14 protein-coding genes and 4 pseudogenes are annotated in these 15,797 nt (G+C 69.2%); 5 read left to right on the top strand and 13 right to left on the bottom strand.

Annotated elements, in window-relative coordinates:
* Positions 1-198: 198 nt before the first annotated feature.
* The 3 genes from EF387_RS10245 (at position 199) to EF387_RS10235 (ending at position 3,378) form a co-directional block, all read left to right on the top strand.
* Positions 199-1,476 carry an extracellular solute-binding protein gene (locus EF387_RS10245; protein ID WP_128376206.1) on the top strand — a complete coding sequence of 426 codons (1,278 nt, stop codon included), beginning with the start codon at positions 199-201 and terminating at the stop codon, positions 1,474-1,476.
* Positions 1,477-1,606: 130 nt separating this feature from the next.
* Entirely contained in the window at positions 1,607-2,548 is a 942-nt protein-coding gene (locus EF387_RS10240) for a carbohydrate ABC transporter permease (RefSeq protein ID WP_238431429.1), read from the top strand.
* A 50-nt stretch (positions 2,549-2,598) separates the two neighbouring features.
* Positions 2,599-3,378 carry a carbohydrate ABC transporter permease gene (locus tag EF387_RS10235; protein ID WP_128376571.1) on the top strand — a complete coding sequence of 260 codons (780 nt, stop codon included), beginning with the start codon at positions 2,599-2,601 and terminating at the stop codon, positions 3,376-3,378.
* Positions 3,379-3,720: 342 nt separating this feature from the next.
* Here the strand turns inward: EF387_RS10235 and EF387_RS10230 are convergent, their stop codons facing one another.
* Positions 3,721-4,086 carry a hypothetical protein gene (locus EF387_RS10230; RefSeq protein WP_128376204.1) on the bottom strand — a complete coding sequence of 122 codons (366 nt, stop codon included), beginning with the start codon at positions 4,084-4,086 and terminating at the stop codon, positions 3,721-3,723.
* A gap of 21 nt (positions 4,087-4,107) precedes the next feature.
* Positions 4,108-4,632 carry a MarR family winged helix-turn-helix transcriptional regulator gene (locus tag EF387_RS10225; RefSeq protein ID WP_128376203.1) on the bottom strand — a complete coding sequence of 175 codons (525 nt, stop codon included), beginning with the start codon at positions 4,630-4,632 and terminating at the stop codon, positions 4,108-4,110.
* Positions 4,633-4,873: 241 nt separating this feature from the next.
* Between EF387_RS10225 and EF387_RS10220 the strand changes: the two genes are divergently transcribed.
* On the top strand, positions 4,874-5,824 hold the full coding sequence (locus EF387_RS10220) for an alpha/beta hydrolase (protein WP_128376202.1): 951 nt from the start codon (positions 4,874-4,876) through the stop codon (positions 5,822-5,824).
* A 105-nt stretch (positions 5,825-5,929) separates the two neighbouring features.
* On the opposite strand, the pseudogene EF387_RS10215 reads toward EF387_RS10220, so the two are convergent.
* The 9 genes and pseudogenes from EF387_RS10215 to EF387_RS10175 all read right to left on the bottom strand — a co-directional run.
* Positions 5,930-6,880, bottom strand: a pseudogene (locus tag EF387_RS10215) (VOC family protein).
* A gap of 19 nt (positions 6,881-6,899) precedes the next feature.
* Complete coding sequence (locus EF387_RS10210; protein ID WP_128376570.1) at positions 6,900-7,949, bottom strand: 4-oxalomesaconate tautomerase; 1,050 nt, start codon at positions 7,947-7,949, stop codon at positions 6,900-6,902.
* Positions 7,950-8,002: 53 nt separating this feature from the next.
* Positions 8,003-8,716, bottom strand: a complete 714-nt coding sequence (locus EF387_RS10205) for a 4-carboxy-4-hydroxy-2-oxoadipate aldolase/oxaloacetate decarboxylase (protein ID WP_128376201.1) — start codon at positions 8,714-8,716, stop codon at positions 8,003-8,005.
* Entirely contained in the window at positions 8,713-9,462 is a 750-nt protein-coding gene (locus EF387_RS10200; protein WP_128376200.1) for a PIG-L deacetylase family protein, read from the bottom strand. Before EF387_RS10200 ends, EF387_RS10205 begins: the two co-directional genes overlap by 4 nt.
* Positions 9,463-9,583: 121 nt before the next feature.
* Positions 9,584-10,234, bottom strand: coding sequence for a GntR family transcriptional regulator (locus EF387_RS10195; RefSeq protein ID WP_128376199.1), 651 nt, complete (start codon positions 10,232-10,234; stop codon positions 9,584-9,586).
* Positions 10,235-10,383: 149 nt separating this feature from the next.
* Positions 10,384-10,835: pseudogene (locus EF387_RS10190) on the bottom strand (oxidoreductase C-terminal domain-containing protein); the annotation flags it as partial.
* Entirely contained in the window at positions 10,810-11,208 is a 399-nt protein-coding gene (locus tag EF387_RS49960) for a winged helix-turn-helix domain-containing protein (RefSeq protein WP_420802552.1), read from the bottom strand. The pseudogene EF387_RS10190 and the gene EF387_RS49960, both read right to left, overlap by 26 nt.
* Complete coding sequence (locus EF387_RS49700; RefSeq protein WP_338058101.1) at positions 11,094-11,501, bottom strand: response regulator transcription factor; 408 nt, start codon at positions 11,499-11,501, stop codon at positions 11,094-11,096. The genes EF387_RS49960 and EF387_RS49700 overlap by 115 nt, the downstream gene beginning before the upstream one ends.
* A gap of 443 nt (positions 11,502-11,944) precedes the next feature.
* Positions 11,945-12,292: pseudogene (locus EF387_RS10175) on the bottom strand (MarR family winged helix-turn-helix transcriptional regulator); the annotation flags it as partial.
* A 16-nt stretch (positions 12,293-12,308) separates the two neighbouring features.
* Here EF387_RS10175 and EF387_RS10170 point away from each other — a divergent pair.
* On the top strand, positions 12,309-12,659 hold the full coding sequence (locus EF387_RS10170) for a hypothetical protein (RefSeq protein WP_162467109.1): 351 nt from the start codon (positions 12,309-12,311) through the stop codon (positions 12,657-12,659).
* Between the two features lie 595 nt (positions 12,660-13,254).
* Here the strand turns inward: EF387_RS10170 and EF387_RS10165 are convergent.
* Complete coding sequence (locus EF387_RS10165) at positions 13,255-13,662, bottom strand: RidA family protein (RefSeq protein WP_128376195.1); 408 nt, start codon at positions 13,660-13,662, stop codon at positions 13,255-13,257.
* Positions 13,663-13,907: 245 nt separating this feature from the next.
* Positions 13,908-15,357, bottom strand: a pseudogene (locus EF387_RS10160) (serine hydrolase domain-containing protein).
* Positions 15,358-15,797 lie beyond the last annotated feature (440 nt).

Below are 15,797 nucleotides of genomic sequence, written 5' to 3'. Positions count from 1 at the left end.
CGGTCGGCCGAAGCGGAGAAGAGGCATTGTTCGCCGCCACTGACGCATCGGCACGTCCGAGAGGACCAGCTCACAACGTTCCGGGCAACGAGGCGCGTTCGCGGTCGCCGACGCTCTTCAGCGACCCCGGTCCCCGCCGCGCCCGCCGCCCATGACAAGCAGGTCCTTGCCGGACACGCCGAATCCTAGGAGAAGATCGTGGACCTTTCCCGCAGACGATTCCTTCAGACCGCCGTACTGACGGCCGCCGCGGCAGGTGTCACCACCGCGTGCGGCGGCGGGTCCGGGAAGAGCGGCAGTAAGGACAGCAAGGACCTGAAGTTCTGGTACTGGGCCGGCGGGCTGAGCGACAAAGTCGTGGCCGACTCCAAGAAGCACTTCTCCGATGTCAAACTGAAGACCTCGGTGATCGGCGGCGACTTCAAGACCAAGCTGCTCACCGGTATGAAGACCGCCCAGACCGCCCCGGACATCACCGGCATCAAGGGCGAGGACATCGCCTCCTTCCTGCCCAACGCGAACCGCTTCCTCGACCTGAACTCTCTCGGTATGGACAAGCTGGCGCCCGAGTACCTGTCGTGGAAGCTGAAGCAGGCCACCACCCAGGACGGCAAGGTCATCGGCTTCCCGATCGACATCGGCCCCTGCGCGGTGTACTACCGCGAGGACATCTTCGACCAGGCCGGACTGCCCACCGACCCGGCCAAGGTCTCCGCCCAACTGTCCACCTGGGACGCCTACTTCGACGCCGGTGTCGAGCTGCACAAGAAGGTGCCGAAGTCCTTCCTGATCAACAACATCGGCGCGGTGTTCTCGATGGCCGTAGGACAGGGCACCCAGCGGTTCATCGACGAGGACAACAAGTTCATCGGCGACCAGGACCACATCCGTACCGCCTGGACCACCGCCGTCAAGCCCTACACCCTCGACATCGACGCGAAGATCAACGACAACACCTGGAACGCCGCCATCAGCAAGGGCACCGTGGCCACCGGCCTGGGCGCGGCCTGGTACGCGCTGGACATCCAGAACGCGGCGCCGGGCACCAAGGGCAAGTGGCGGGTGGCGAGCCTGCCGAGCGGACCGTCCAACCTCGGTGGCTCTTTCCTGTGCCTCCCCGCGACCTGCGCCAACCCCGAACTGGCCTTCGAGGTCGTCAAGTGGATCCTCAGCCCGGAGAACCAGGCCCGTGGTTTCGCCGACGCGGCCCTGTTCCCGACCTCCCCGGCCGCGTACAAGCTGCCCGAGCTGACCGGCGGCGACGCCTTCTTCGGCGGCCAGAAGACCATCGACATCTTCGGTCCGGCGGCCGAGAAGATCCCCGCCGCCTACGAGGCCCCGGCCGACGCGGCGGTCTCGGCGCCCTACTACAGCGAACTGACGGCCATCGAGGCCAAGGGCAAGGACCCGGAAGCCGCCTGGAAGGACGCGGTCAGCCAGGCCAAGCAGATCGCCCAGCGGCAGGGAGTGAAGTGACATGTCGTCTAGCCCGGTAGCCGGCCCGGTCCCCACCGGTCCGTCCTCGGGATCCGCCAACGGACCCTCCGGGCAGCCGGCCCCGGACCGCCACCGCGGTCCGGGGCGGTCCGGTCGCCGGGTCCGGCCGGTGCCGGCTCACCGGCCGCCTGCCGGGTCCCGGCGCGGGCCGCGGCGCTGGATCGCCAGGTACGGGACGCAGTACCTGGCGATCTCGCCGTACTATCTGATCTTCTCGGTCTTCATGCTCTTCCCGATGCTCTACACCGTGTATCTGGCGTTCCAGAAGTGGGACGGCATCGGGGAGATGAAGTTCGTCGGGCTGGATCAGTTCCGCTTCCTGTGGGACGACCCGGTGTTCTGGCTGTCCCTGCGCAACACCCTGGTCATCTGGGTACTGTCCACCGTGCCGATGCTCTTCATGGCGCTGGTGATGGCGGTACTGATCAACTCCACCCGGCGCCTCACGGCCTTCTACCGGGTGGCCCTGTTCATCCCCAGCATCACCTCGCTGGTGGCCATCGCCATCTTCTTCGGCGCGATCTTCAGCAACAACTTCGGGCTCATCAATGCCGTCCTGAAGGCGATGCACTTGTCCGCCGTGCCATGGCTGAGCAACGAGTGGACGATCAAGCTGGTGATCGCGACGCTGATGACCTGGCAGTGGACCGGCTACAACGCCATCATCTACCTGGCCGGTCTGCAGGCGATCCCCTCGGAGCTCTACGAGGCCGCCCGGATGGACGGAGCCGGACCGACGCGAATGTTCTTCAGCATCACGATCCCGCTGCTGCGGCCCATCATCCTGTTCACCGTGGTGATCTCCACCGTCACCGGACTGCAGAGCTTCACCGAACCCCAGGTGCTGTTCGGCAGCGACGCGTCCACCAACCCCAACTCCGGCGGTCCGGGCCGGGCGGGCCTGACCACACTGCTGTACTTCTACAACCAGGCCTTCGACTACAACGACTTCGGTTACGCCGCCGCTATCGTCTGGGCCTTCTTCCTGCTGATCCTCCTCATCGTCGTCATCAACTGGCGCCTGGTGCAGGGGAAGGAGCGACGGCCGTGAACAGCCTGAACCGCAAACGCTTCCGGGGCCTGAGCGTCCACGTCATCCTGATGATCTGTGTCGTCATCTCGGTGTTCCCGTTCTACTGGATCATCGTCATGGCGACCAACACCTCGCAGGACATCTACAGCTACCCGCCGAAACTGTGGCTCGGCGACAACCTGCTGACCAACATCGACCACCTGTTCGACAAGATGGACTTCTTCGGGTCGTTGCTCAACACCGTGATCGTGGCGGTCTGTACGACGCTGCTGGTGCTCTTCTTCGACTCGCTGGCCGCCTTCGCCTTCGCCAAGTACGAATTCCCGGCGAAGAAGTTCCTCTTCGGGCTGCTGCTCGCGATGTACATCCTGCCGACCCAGCTGGCGATCATCCCGCAGTACGAGATCATGGTGCAGCTGGGCTGGCTGGGCACGCTCAAGGCGCTCATCGTGCCGGCCGCCGCCAACGCCTTCGGCATCTTCTGGATGCGCCAGTACACCAGTACCGGCGTCCCGGACGAACTGCTGGACGCCGCCCGGATCGAGGGCGCCGGGTTCTTCCGTCTGTACTGGCACGTGGTGCTGCCGTGTGTCCGGCCGGCGCTCGCCTTCCTCGGCATCTACACCTTCATCGCCGCCTGGAACGACTACATCCTCCCGTTGGTGATGCTGGTCAACCCGGAGGAACTCACCCTGCAGGTGGCGCTGGCCCAGTTGTACGCCGGTCACTCGACCGACTACAGCATGGTGATGGCCGGCGTGCTGCTGGCGGTCATCCCACTGATGCTGATGTTCACCTTCTTCGCCCGCGGGTTCATCGCGGACGCTACGAAGGGGGCTCTGCGCTGAGGGACTGACGAACTGAGGACGGGCGGTGGGGGGTTCACCCCCCACCGCCCTTTGCCCGTTCCGTGTGCGTTGTTCGGAGCTCTAAGGGCTCGCCGGGAAATAACTTGCGTGCTCCGGGTCTTGACACCGCAGCTCAGGAGCGATGCTCGCCGACGAATTATTTATCGGCGAGCCCTAAGGGGTCCTTGCACTATGAGCGTCCGATGAGGTCGCGGGTCTGGTGCCGTGCATCGCAAGGCGCCGGAGAGCCCTGGATGGGGGTGCCCCCTGCTCGAGCGCAGCCGAGAGCTTGGGGGAGCGGTGCCAGGCCGCGCGACCCGGGCGGGCATAGTGCAAGGACCCCTAAGGACCGCTGAGCCGCGCGGCGTGTTCCTCCTCGTCGTCGCGAACGGCGCCGGGCCCGGTGCGGAGCAGCCGCCAGTGCGTGGTGACACCGTCCGGGCCACGGAAACACTCGCCGGCCAGGGCGTCGTGGATACGGTCACGGACCTCTGACTCGGCCGCGGCCTCCGTGGCGAACAGTACCCGGATGTGTACCTCGCCCTCCCCGCCCGTGGGTTCCGCGGCGGTGTGGTGCGGCGCCAGCGGACACGGGGGCGGGTGTTCCCAGTGCCCGCAGAGCGCGACGGTGACCGCCGCGCCGAGCGCACTCACATCACCGTCCGCGTCCATGACGACGACGGCGTCGTGGGCGAATGCCTGTCGCACATGTACTCCCGGAGGACTGGGTCAGGACGTGGGTTCCGCTCCGGCCGAGGCGACCTGGCCGCCTACCTCGTCGTCGGCGTGCGAGAGGAAGTCGTCGACCATCCGGTGGAAGAGGGTGGCCAGTTGCCGCAGGTCATCGGGCGACCAGTCGGACAGGGCCATCTGCATACCGCGGGCGCCGGCCTCACGGATGCGCCGCACGGCTTCGTGTCCGGCGTCGGTGAGCTCGATGCGCTGGGCGCGGCGGTCGTCGGGGTCGGGGACACGTGTCACATAGCCGGACTTCTGCAGTTGCTGCACCTGTCGGGTGATGTGCGAGGCCTCCACCGCCAGCCGGTTGGCCAGCTCTCCAGGGCGCAGCGGCTCGGATTCGGCGATCTGCCGCAGCAGCGCCACGGCTGCCCGGTCCAGCGGCACTCCGGCCAGTGTCATCAGGCGATCGTGCTGGCGGGTGCGGCTGATGAGGTAGGTGATGCGAGTGAGTGCTCGCTCGATCTCGATCACCTCCTGCGACGCGGGGGCGGTCGGCTGCGGTGGTGTGGGCATGAGAAGCACTTTACCATCTTGTTGCCTAACTCAAGTAAATTCCTCTGCGGTTACCCGCGGTGGCGCACCAGGGGGCACAGGCCCACACCTGTCGAGGCGACCGGGAGCCGGACGCACCGTCGACGATCAAGGAAATCACCTCAATCACGGCGCGGCACAAGGGGGTCCATGTACGGGCAATCGTGTTAGCATCCCCCGCGATCAGCAGGAATCCTGATAATTGATCTCCTCAAGGAGTCGCATGTCCATTCTGGCCCGCCCCGCTGTGGCGACCTTCGCCGCCAAGGCGATGCAACAAGCCGGCAAGCTCGCGAGCCGGCGGGCGAGCGGCCGCGGCTCGGATGCCTCCTACCATGCCCGCTTCCCTGAATTCCCGCGCAGGGTACGGGAGTTGACGATCCCGAACTCGATCGCCCCGGCGCGGGCCACGGTGTACCTGCCGGCGACGGAGGACGCGGCACCGCCCGTCCACATCAACTTCCACGGCGGCGGCTATGTCATGCCGATGACCGAGTTGGACGATCCCCTGTGCCGCTTCCTCGCCGCGGAGGCGGGTGTGGTGGTGATCAACGTGGACTACGCCGTCGCCCCGCAGCACCCGTTCCCGGCTCCACCACGCCAGGCGTACGAGGTGGTCCGCTGGGTCGCCGAGCACGGCGCCGAGCAGGGCTGGGACGGCGGCCGCCTCACCGTGGGCGGGCAGAGCGCCGGCGGCGGCCTCGCCGCGGCCGTGGCACGGCAGGCCCTGGCGGAGGGCGGGCCCTCGATCGCGCTCCAGGTCCTGCACTATCCCCCGCTCGACCTCGCCACGAGCGCCAAGGACAAGCGTGCCGCCATAGCCAAGCCATTGCTGCGCCCGTGGATGGCGGAGGTCTTCGACACCTCGTACGTTCCGGACCCGAAGCGGCGTACGGACCCGCTCGTGTCGCCCGGGAACGCGGCGGACACCGCGGACATCAAGGGCATCGCCCCGGCCCTGGTCGTCACCGCGGAGTACGACCTGCTCAAGGCCGAGGGCGTGCGCTACGCCGACCGGCTGCGCGAGGCGGGCGCGCTCGCCGACCACTACGACGTGGCGGGAGTCGACCACGGCTACGACGGTGACAACGACGCCAAGGCCCGTGAGGTGTACACCCTGATCGCGGAGCAGGTGCGGCGGGCCGTCGGCACCCGGCCGGCCGACGCCGGCTGAGCGAGGCGCTGCGGGCCCGCCCCCGGATCGGCCCGTGGGGGACAGCTGTGCGCGGGCGTCGCGGCCGGTCCGCATCGATCAGCCGCATCGGTCGATGCACGTCGGTCAGTCCACGGGCGGTGTGCCGTGCGTGTGGAAGGACTCGATGGTCTTCAGACCCCACGCCTGCCCCTTGGCGCGCTCGGCCTGGGTCCAGGTGATCAGTGGCCAGTCGGGGGCGAGGAACAGACGGGTGAGCGGATTGCACAACTCGACGCGGTTGCCACCGGGCTCGTAGGCATAGACGAAGAGCGTCTGCTGGATGGCGTGCTTGTGCGGCCCGGTCTCGATGAATACCGCCGGTGTCGATGGCGAGATCGGCGGCGCGCAGGATGTCCTCGCGGGAGTCGGTCGCGAAGGCGATGTGGTGCAGTCGGCCGCGCGAGCCGGCCCAGTCCTCGGTGTAGACGACGTCGTAGGACTTGTTGGTGAACGTCAGCCATTTCGCGGCGATCGTCCCGCTGTCGAGTCTGATCTGCCCGGTCGGGCGGGCGCCGAGCAGTTGCTGGTGGAAGTCGGCGTTGGCGGCCACGTCGGCGGCGAGGTAGTTGACGTGGTCGAGACGGCGTACCCCCACGCCGTGGCCGGGTTTGGCCTGGGGCTGGTTCTTCAGGGTCGGCTGGAGCTCGTCCGGGCAGCGGTACCACTCGGACTCCCAGTACAGGGCCAGCTCATGGCCGTCGGGGTCCGTGGTCACGTACACCGGGCCGAGGCCCGGCTCGTCCTCGGTCCATCGGCCTTGGTGGCCCGCGGCCCGGAGCTCCTTGACCCGCCGTCGCAGGGCCTCCTCGCTTGAGGTGCGCAGCGCGGTGCGGCGGATCCCGGAGGTCTCGTGCGCCGTGAGGGCCAGACTGTGGTGCTCGTAGTCGTCCCAGGTCCGCAGGTAGACCGAGTCGGCGTCGCGTCCGCTGACCGTCAGGCCGAGGTAGTCGGTGAAGAAGCCTAAGGGCTGTCCGGGTCCGGGGTGAGTAGTTCTACGTGCCCGAGGTGGGCGACGTCACCGAGGGGCGGAGTCATCCTGGTCTCCTCGGGGCGTTCAGGCAGAGGGCGTGTGGACGGGCCGGGGGAAGACCGTCCCGTCGAAGATCTTTCGTGCCGTGCGGACGACCGCGGTGCGGCGTACCACGGGGACGGCGGCCGTCTCGATGTCGATCTCGACATCGAGGAACCCGGCGGGGTGCTCGATGCGCAAAGTGTTCCCCGCCGTGGGGAGTTGGGCGATGTCCTCCCCCACGCTCCCTTTGGTGCGCAGCCCGGCGGCGACGGAGGCGGCGCCCAGCACCCCGATGGATGTGTGGCAGCGTGCCGGGATGAAGGTACGGGTCATCACCGCGCCGCCGTCGCGGGGCGGTGCGAGCAGGCTGAGCTTGGGCACCGTGGTGTGCTCGACGTCGCCCAGCCCCATCAGCCGGCCCGCCTCGAGGCGGATCTCCCGGAGCCGGTCGGCGAGGGCCGGGTCCTCCTCCAGGTCCCGCGGGGTCTCGTAGCCGGTGACCTCCAGGGAGGACGCGGCGATCAGCACCGTCGGCATGCCGTTGTCCACGCAGGTCACCGGGACGTCGGCCACGGTGTCGCGGACCCGGCCGGTGGGCAGCAGCGGGCCGTGACCCGGCGGGAACTCGATCAGCACCGGTGCGGCCGTCCCCGGTACGTCGGAGATCTCCGCGGAGCCGCTGTACACGACGCGCCCGCCCGGCGTGCGGAAGTTCGCGACGGCGAGGTCCCCGGTGTTGCGCATCCGGATCCGCACGGTCGTCTCCGCCTCACCGGGGTGGACCAGTCCGCGTTCCACCGCGAAGGGGCCGACTCCGGCAAGCAGATTGCCGCAGTTCTGACGGTCAGTCACCTCTGCTCTGGTGACGGCGACTTGGAGGAACAGGTAGTCGATGTCCGCCTCGGGGCCGGGCGATGCGGAAACCACGGCCACCTTGCTGGTCAGGGGATGGGCTCCGCCCAGGCCGTCGATCTGGCGCGGGTCGGGGCTGCCCATGACGCGCAGGAGCAGCTCGTCCCGGGCGCCGGGGTCGACGGGCAGGTCCTCGGCCAGGAAGTACGCGCCCTTGGATGTGCCACCCCGCATCAGCATGCAGCGGATTGCCTCGGCGCCGGCCTCGGCGGCACCGGCCGCGTCGTCTCCGTTCACGACCCGGAGCCCGCTTCCCTCAGGTACTGGTCGTAGGACTCGTAGCGCACCCCGAGGCGTACCAGCTTCTCACGCAACCCGTAGCGGTCCAGGCCGAGTTGGCCCCCCGCGAAGGCGGCGCGGGACGCCTCCTCCTTCGCCGTGCGGGCGGCGGACGCCTCGACGGCCTCGCCGGACCGCTCGCGGGGTACGACCATCACGCCGTCGTCGTCTGCGAGCACCACATCGCCGGGCCGGACGATCTCCCCGCCGACCACGATGGGCACATTGACCGAGCCCGCGGTCGCCTTGACGGTGCCCTGGGCGGACACGGCGGCCGCCCATGCGGGGAAGCCCATGCCGCGCAGTTCCGCGGTGTCGCGGATGCCCGCGTTGATGACGAGTCCGCGCACCCCGCGCCGCTGCAGCGCGGTGGCGAACAGTTCGCCGAACATGCCGTCCGTGGAGGGCGAGGTGGTGGTGACGACGAGGATGTCACCGGGGCTGCACTGCTCCACCGCGGCATGGATCATGAGGTTGTCGCCGGGCCAGCTGAGTACGGTGACCGCCGTGCCGGCGATCCGGACGTCCTGCTGGATGGGGCGCAGCCGCGGACCGAGGAGTCCGGTGCGGCCGAGGGCCTCGTGCACGGTGGCCACCCCGTAGCCGGACAGTGCCTCGACGTCCTTCTCGGCCGCCCTCGGAGGGTTGGTGACGATCACTCCGCTCATGCCAGTTCTCCCGTGACCTGCGGATAGGGGCGCATATAGGCCTCGGCATAGGTCGTGTGCGGCAGGCCGAGGTTGGGCCCGGCGTTGCGCTTCAGCTGTACGCCGCGCCGCTTGCCCAGGTCGGTGTAGTAGTCCCACAGGTGCCGCTGGGCGGCCAGGCACTCCATGGCCCTGCGCTTGGTCTCCCACACCTCGGTGATGTCGAGGAGGACCTGCGGCTTGAAGTCGCACATCTCGGGCTGGTGGGGCTCGAAGAAGAACACCGGCGGAGCGCCGATGACCTCGCCCTCCGCCGGGTAGCCGATGGCCTGGGCGAGCACACGTGCGTCCATGGCCATCCGGGCCGCCGCGGGGTGGTCGCCGTTGTACGGGTCCTCGAGGGGGTGGGTGAGGACGACGTCGGGCCGGGTCCTGCGGTACAGGGTGACGAGGCGGTCGGTCAGCTCGGGCGTGGCGGTCAGGGGGTAGTCTCCGGCGTCGAGGAAGACGACCTCGGCGCCGAGGGTGGCGGCGGCCTGCCCGGCCTCCTCGCGGCGGATGTCCTTGATCTCCTCCAGCGTTTTGCCCTCCCGCCACGCCTTGGCCGATTCACCGCGCTCCCCGTAGGTCAGGCACGCGATGGTGACCTTCTCGCCCCGGGAGGCGGCCAGGGCGATGGCTCCGCCGGCCCGCCACACATAGTCCCCGGCGTGTGCGGTGATGACGAGCGTCGATCGCGGGGCGGTGGGCGCTGTGCCGTGTGTCATGGCAGACAAATCTCCTCGGTGGACGGGTGGCGCGCCCGTGTCGGTATCGTCCGTCGCACAACACCCGGGCCGCCGAACCCGGTTGTGCGATGCGTGACTCGATGCCGTCAGCCGTGCGCGCTCATTCGCGCAACGCGTCGATCACGCTGCTGAGATGGGCGCGGGCAGCCGCCTCGGCCGCCTGCGGGTCCCTGGACCGGATCGCTTCGATCATCGCCAGATGCTGACTCAGGGACTGCTGGGGCCGCCCCGGTCGCAGCGCGAGCTGGAACCGGTGGCGCACCAGCTGGGCGTTGAGCCGGTCGAGGAGTTCCACGGCCACCTGCTGACCGGAGAACTGCCGGATACGGGCGTGGAGTTCCTGGTTGAGCTCGGAGTACGTCACCGGTTCGCCGTCGGCCACCGCCTTGGACATCGCGGCGCCCAGATCGGCCAACTCGGTCAACTGCTCGTCGCTCGCCTCGACGGCCGCCTTGGCCGCGCACAGCCCTTCAAGGACCATCCTGCACTCGGTGATGGCCACCGCCTCCTCGACGGTCACCACCCGGACCCGCGAACCGCGGTTGCGGATCCGTTCCACCAGCCCCTCGGCCGCCAGATCGATCAGTGCCGCTCGAATGCTGGCCCGTGTCACACCGAACTGCTCGGCGAGTTCGTTCTCCACCAGCCGCTGTGCCGGGGCCATGTCCCCGCGCAGGATCGCCTGCCTGAGCTGCGCGAGCGCATGCTGCTTGGCCTGCTCTCCGGTGCTTGGACGGGCTTCCGTCGGCATCGTGCCCTCCCTGAGTGCGCGCGTACCGACGCTAAATCCAGGGCGACAAGATTGTCAACAATTTTGTCGCCAAGTTGCCCCGGGCTACCCAAGGGCACCGAGGAGCTGGTTCCGGACGCTTACACAAGGGAGGGCCTGGGCGGGTCAGGTCATTCCGCCGTGAGAACCTCCTTGCGTCTAGGCTGAGTTGGTGCGCCCTCCGGCGCGCCCTCCAGTGCCTCGCGCCATGTGGTGCGGGCCGCGACAGCCTGCCGCCACTCACGGACCGTCTTCGGCGGCATGCCGACGGCGAGCGCTCCGGTCAGCTGCTCACCGTTGCGGTAGACGGCCAGGAAACGGCGCTCTGCCAGGTCCCCCCGGCAGCGACGGCGACCTCGTCGTGGCCACGCAGCCGGCCGAACGCCTGGATCTTCATGTCGTACTGGTCCGACCGAAAGTAGGGGACCGGTGCAAACGGTTTGCGCGCGTGCGGGCGCAGGAGGTTGCGGGCGGCGGCCATGCCCTGCTCGGCCGCGTTGGTGCGGTGCTCGATCCGCATCTGGCTGCCGAACAGCGGGTTGTGCCAGCGGGCGACATCACCGGCCCCGTACAGACTGGCAGCCCGAGCGGCTCGCGCTGCGCACGCCGGGCGACCTCGACGCCCTCGGCCTCGACCTGCGTCTCGGGGCCGCCGGGACCGGCCTCGATCTCGCCGGGTGCACCGTGCGGCTGGTCACCTTGCGCCGGAGGCGGGAGACGAGTTGCTCGATCGCGTTGCCGCCGCGGTACTCGCCCCAGACATGGCGGCCCATCTGGTCCTTCGACAGCAGTTTCCCGGCGTTGCACAGCAGATGGCGTAACAGCCGGTGCTCCGCGGGAGTCAGGGCGAGGTCCCGGGTGCCGCGCCGAGCCTGGCAGGTGACGTCGTCCAGGACCAGGTCACCGTAGCTGAGGGTGCAGGACCGCGGGCCGTTCCTCCTGCCGCGCAGCAACACCTGTGCCTGGCGAGGACTTCCGCGATCCTGAAGGGCTTGGTGACGTAGTCCTGGTCACCGAGGCCGACTTCGGGGCCGAGTCTGCCCAGGGATTCGTAACCGGTCAGGAAGAGCACAGGCGGCCGGCCGGTGCCGGGTAACCGGCGCCCCTGGGCGAGGTGGTCCAGGTCGGGCAGGGTGACGTCTAGCACGACCAGGTCGAAGGGATGCTCCGCCAGCCGCGCCAGCGCTTCGCCGCCCGTGTCCGTGCTGCCGACTTGATAGCCCCCCAACTCCAGGGTCACCGAGAGCACTTCGGTGGTTCCCCGGGGTCGTCGGCGACGACCAGGACATGCTGCCCCTCCCCACGAACGGGCGAGGGTTTCTCACCGATGCCTACATGCATGAACCAGACCAATCGTGTAGAGCTCGACACGTGGGACACAACGCTCGGGAGACGACCTCGTCGGGCGATCTCCACCTCCGGCGTACGGGCCCACCGGATCGGTGCTGCTCCGCGGCTCGGCGAGTGAGACCTCGCGGCGCGGGCCCGCGGGACGCGATCGCGGCGAACGGTCCGCACGGGCTCCCTGGGGGTGTGCGTGGGACGTTGGCAGTGCTCTGTACGGGTTGGGTGCTCTGTACGGGTTGGGTGCTCTGTACGGGTTGGGTGCTCTGTACGGGTCGGCGGCGAAGGCGGCGAACGGTTCGCACGGCTTCTCGCGGGTTCGCGTCCGATGGCACACCGGCACTCGGCTCAGCAGCCGTGCGCGGGCGCGGGCGGCGCGAGGTCGGCGCCACCCACCGCGCGGAGGGTGAAGTCGTCGGCCATGCGGTGGATGAGCGGGGCGAGTCGCCGTAGGTCCTCCCGCGACCAGTGGGCGAGGGCCATTTGCATACCGCGGCAACCGGCCTCACGGATCCGGCGGAAGGCCTCCTCCCCCGCCACGGTGAGCCGGATACGCTGCGCCCGGCGGTCGTCGGGATCCGGAACCCGCCTGATAGAGCCGGCGTTCTCCAAGTGCCTCACCTGACGGGTGACATGGGACGCCTCCACGGCCAGCCGGTGCGCGAGTTCACCGGGGCGCAGCGGCATCGACGCCGCCGGCGCACCCGCGGGCGTGAGCTCGTACTCGACACGCGCCGACGTCGCCGCCGCCCTGTTCGACCGCCCCGACATCACCGGAACGATCGCCGTGGGCCAGCACCCAGGGCTCACCAGCCCCGACCTCGCGTGGGCATTCTCCGACCACCTCGGCCGACCCGTGTCCTACGAACCCCTCTCACCCGAGGCGTTCGGCCAGCTGATCGTCCCTTTGGTCGGAGACGCGGGAGCGGCCGAGGCCACCGCACTGTACCGGCGACTCGCGACGGCGCCGGACAACGCCATCAGCGCACACAACAGCGCCCAGCAGATTCTGGGTCTGAAGCCGCGCACCACCACTCAATGGCTCATGCAGATCGGCCTGTGACCGACCCGGACTGTTCGACGAACATGCCATGTTCGTCCCGGGAGCCGGACACGAACCGGTCTACGGCAGGGAAAGGCATCAAGGAAGCTGAAGCCCCGGCTTCGGCGTAAGCACCGCGACGCAACACGGTGCGCCTGTCCCGGCCGGCACCGGACGCGGCACGCACTGACGAGTGCGCGGCTGTACCCAGCGCTCGGTGCCGCTGCCATTTTCGGCTCCCCCCGTCATCATGGGGGCATCATGCCCGAGTTCGGGCTGCTCGCTGTCAGAGTTGGTCGAAAGCCCCTTTCCCGCTGCGGCGCCTCAGCACCCGCGGATACCCAAAGGATCTTGCGGCTGAGCACCAACGCGGCACGTTGCTCAGCGCGTTCGGGCGGGAGGAAAACCAACAGCGACGACCACGGTCCACCGCTGCAAGAGCGCAGCGGTGGCGCCGAAGGGCGGACCGGGGCCGGGGCACCTTGGCCAGGGGGCATTGAGGAGGAACGGCCACACGGTTCAGCGGACCGGCCCGCGTCCGGCACCCTCCTCGACGGCCCGCTGCCAGGCCGCGTCCCGCAGCAGCCGTAGTCCGTTCAGGCCGACCATGACGACGTCAGTCGATGACCGCGGTGGCTTCGAGCTCGACCAGGTGCTCGGGGACGTCCAGTGCCGCGACGCCCAGCAGGGTGGCCGGCGGTACCGGGGTGACTCCCAGCTTCTCGGCGGCCCGGGAGATCCCGTCCAGGAGCAGGGGCATCTTGTCGGGGGTCCAGTCGACGACGTAGACGGTCAGTTTCACGACGTCGTCGAAGGAAGCACCGGCCCCGGCCAGGGCGGTGCCGATGTTGAGGTAGCACCGCTCGACCTGCGCGGCGAGGTCGCCTTCGCCGACCGTGACGCCCTTGGCATCCCAGGCGACCTGACCGGCGATGTAGACCAGTTTCGACCCGGTCGCGATCGACACCTGCCGATAGACCTCGATTTCTGGCAATCCGCTGGGGTTGACCAGGGTGACGGCCATGCTGTCTGCCTCCTTCTCATGAGCGCCGATGGGCTCGCTCAGACCGAACCTCGACGCACTCTCTGGTGGTTACTCAAGAACCGTAGGAGAGTGACCGCTGACGTGGAAGAACGCACTTTTCAGTGACTGGGTAACCTAATGGTGACCATGCAGTTCAGGGCTCGATCGACGAGACGGACGAGTTCGGTGTGCCGCTCATCGTGGACGAGCTGCGCACAGCGGAGCGCCACTGCCAGGGAGGCGGCTCAGCCCTCGTCCTCCCATCGAGCCGCCGCGCGGAAGGACCGCAGCGGTCCCCCGATGAGCGGCTTCGTGTGCCAGCGCGCCGTGAACGTGCGGCCGGGGAGCGAGCAGGTCACCGTGAGCCGGTGCGGGGTCTCCAGGAAGAGCGTGTCGACGCGCAGGGTGTCCGGGTCGGTCCAGCCTCCGGTCACGGCCGTGGGGGTGCCGCCCTCGTCGACGGTCCAGCCCGTGCCATCCAGACGCAGTTCGAACTGCGTACCGCTCTCGCCGAGAAGAACGCGCCACGCGCCGCCGGTCCGGGTGACCACCACGTCCGTCAGGGTGGGCTGATCGGCGCACACCACGCCCTCGGGGATGAACGTGGCATCCGGCCAGTCCTCGGGGCGCGTCGGCGGCACGGGTTCCACGGCGAGCGGCGGCAGCGCTAGGCGGGAGAGGCGGTGGCGCAGCGCGGTGTCGTCGGCCGCCCGGCCTTCGAGGGGCTGCGCCCCGAACGCGGGCAGCAGATGGGCCCACACCAGATCCAACAGGGGCTGCATCGGCTCGGTCGCCGCCGTCGCGGCGATCACCACGTCGTGCTCCGGCAGGACGACACAGAGCTGGCCGTAGGCCCCGTCGCCGCGGTAACCGTGGCGGGACATCCAGAACTGGAAGCCGTAGCCCTGCTGCCAGTCCGGCCCCTCGGACATGCCGTCGGCGTTGGAGACCTGGGCGCGCGTGGCCTCCGCTACCCAGGCGGACGGCAGCAGCCGTTCGCCCTCCCAGACGCCTTCCCGCAGGTACAGCTGGCCGAGTCGGGCGACGGCGTCGGTGGTGGCGTACAGGCCGGTGAAGCCGATCTCGCGGCCGGCCGGGTACTGGAGCCAGGTCACGTCCCCTATGCCGAGCGGATCGAACAGGCGCGGACGCAGGTACTCGGTCATCAGCCGGCCCGTCACACGCTGGACGATCGCGGCGAGCGAGTACGTCGCGGGCTGGTTGTACGCGAAGACGGTGCCCGGGTCGCGCTCCGGCGGGATCCGCAGGAACCCGCGCACCGGTTCCTTGGGGTCCCCCCACCACGGCCTCGTCCCGGCAGTCGGCGAGGTGACCGCTGGCCATGGCGGCGACATGGCGGACCAGCATCGCGCGGCTCCGCGGATCGGTGATGTCGGCGTCGAACTCCGGGAAGTACGAGACCACGGGGTCATCGAGGTCCAGCAGTCCTTCCGCCGCGGCCAGCCCGGCCGCGGTGGCCGTGAAGCTCTTGCTGAGGGAGTACAGGAGCTGCCGGCGCTCGGGCGTGTACGGGGCCCACCAGCCTGACGCGACGACATGACCGTGCCGCAGGATCATCAGGCTGTGCGGTTCGATGTCCGGTGCGGCCTCCAGGGCGTCGAGGAACGCGTGGATACCTGAGGAGTCGACGCCCTGTGCGGCGGGGGCGCTCACGGGCAGTGCGCGTGCGCTCATACAGACGGCCCTCCGGAGATCGGCGGTCGCCACCGGCACGTCCTGGTGGCGGCGCTGGGTGCACGGCCATCCTTCCCGCGGCGGGCGGGCCTGTCCACGACACGGCTCGCGGCGCGGGGCTTGGGTGGAGGACCGCGATCCCGGACCAGCCGGTCAGGTCGCCGGCAGACGGCGGCCGATGGCGGGCAGCGAGGCGCTTGAGCACGCGGTCGGGAGGCGTGGCCCTCGGCCTGCTGTGCAGGTGAGGACGGCGTCGAAGCCCACCGCGGGGCGATCGCCGCCGGGAAACCCCTTCCACAGTTGGACAGCCGGGACCTGGCACCGGCCCGCACCAACAAGGAGACGAGGAGAGGAGGCGGGAGACGATTAACCCGCCTCGAGCCCTTCCCTCAGCCCGATCAGGAAGCTCGGAAACGCATCGCCCCATATGTGGCCGTGTC

It is taken from the genome of Streptomyces cavernae (assembly GCF_004023625.1).
Taxonomy (GTDB): Bacteria; Actinomycetota; Actinomycetes; order Streptomycetales; family Streptomycetaceae; genus Streptomyces; species Streptomyces cavernae.
This window is presented reverse-complemented; position numbering and strand designations above follow the sequence as displayed.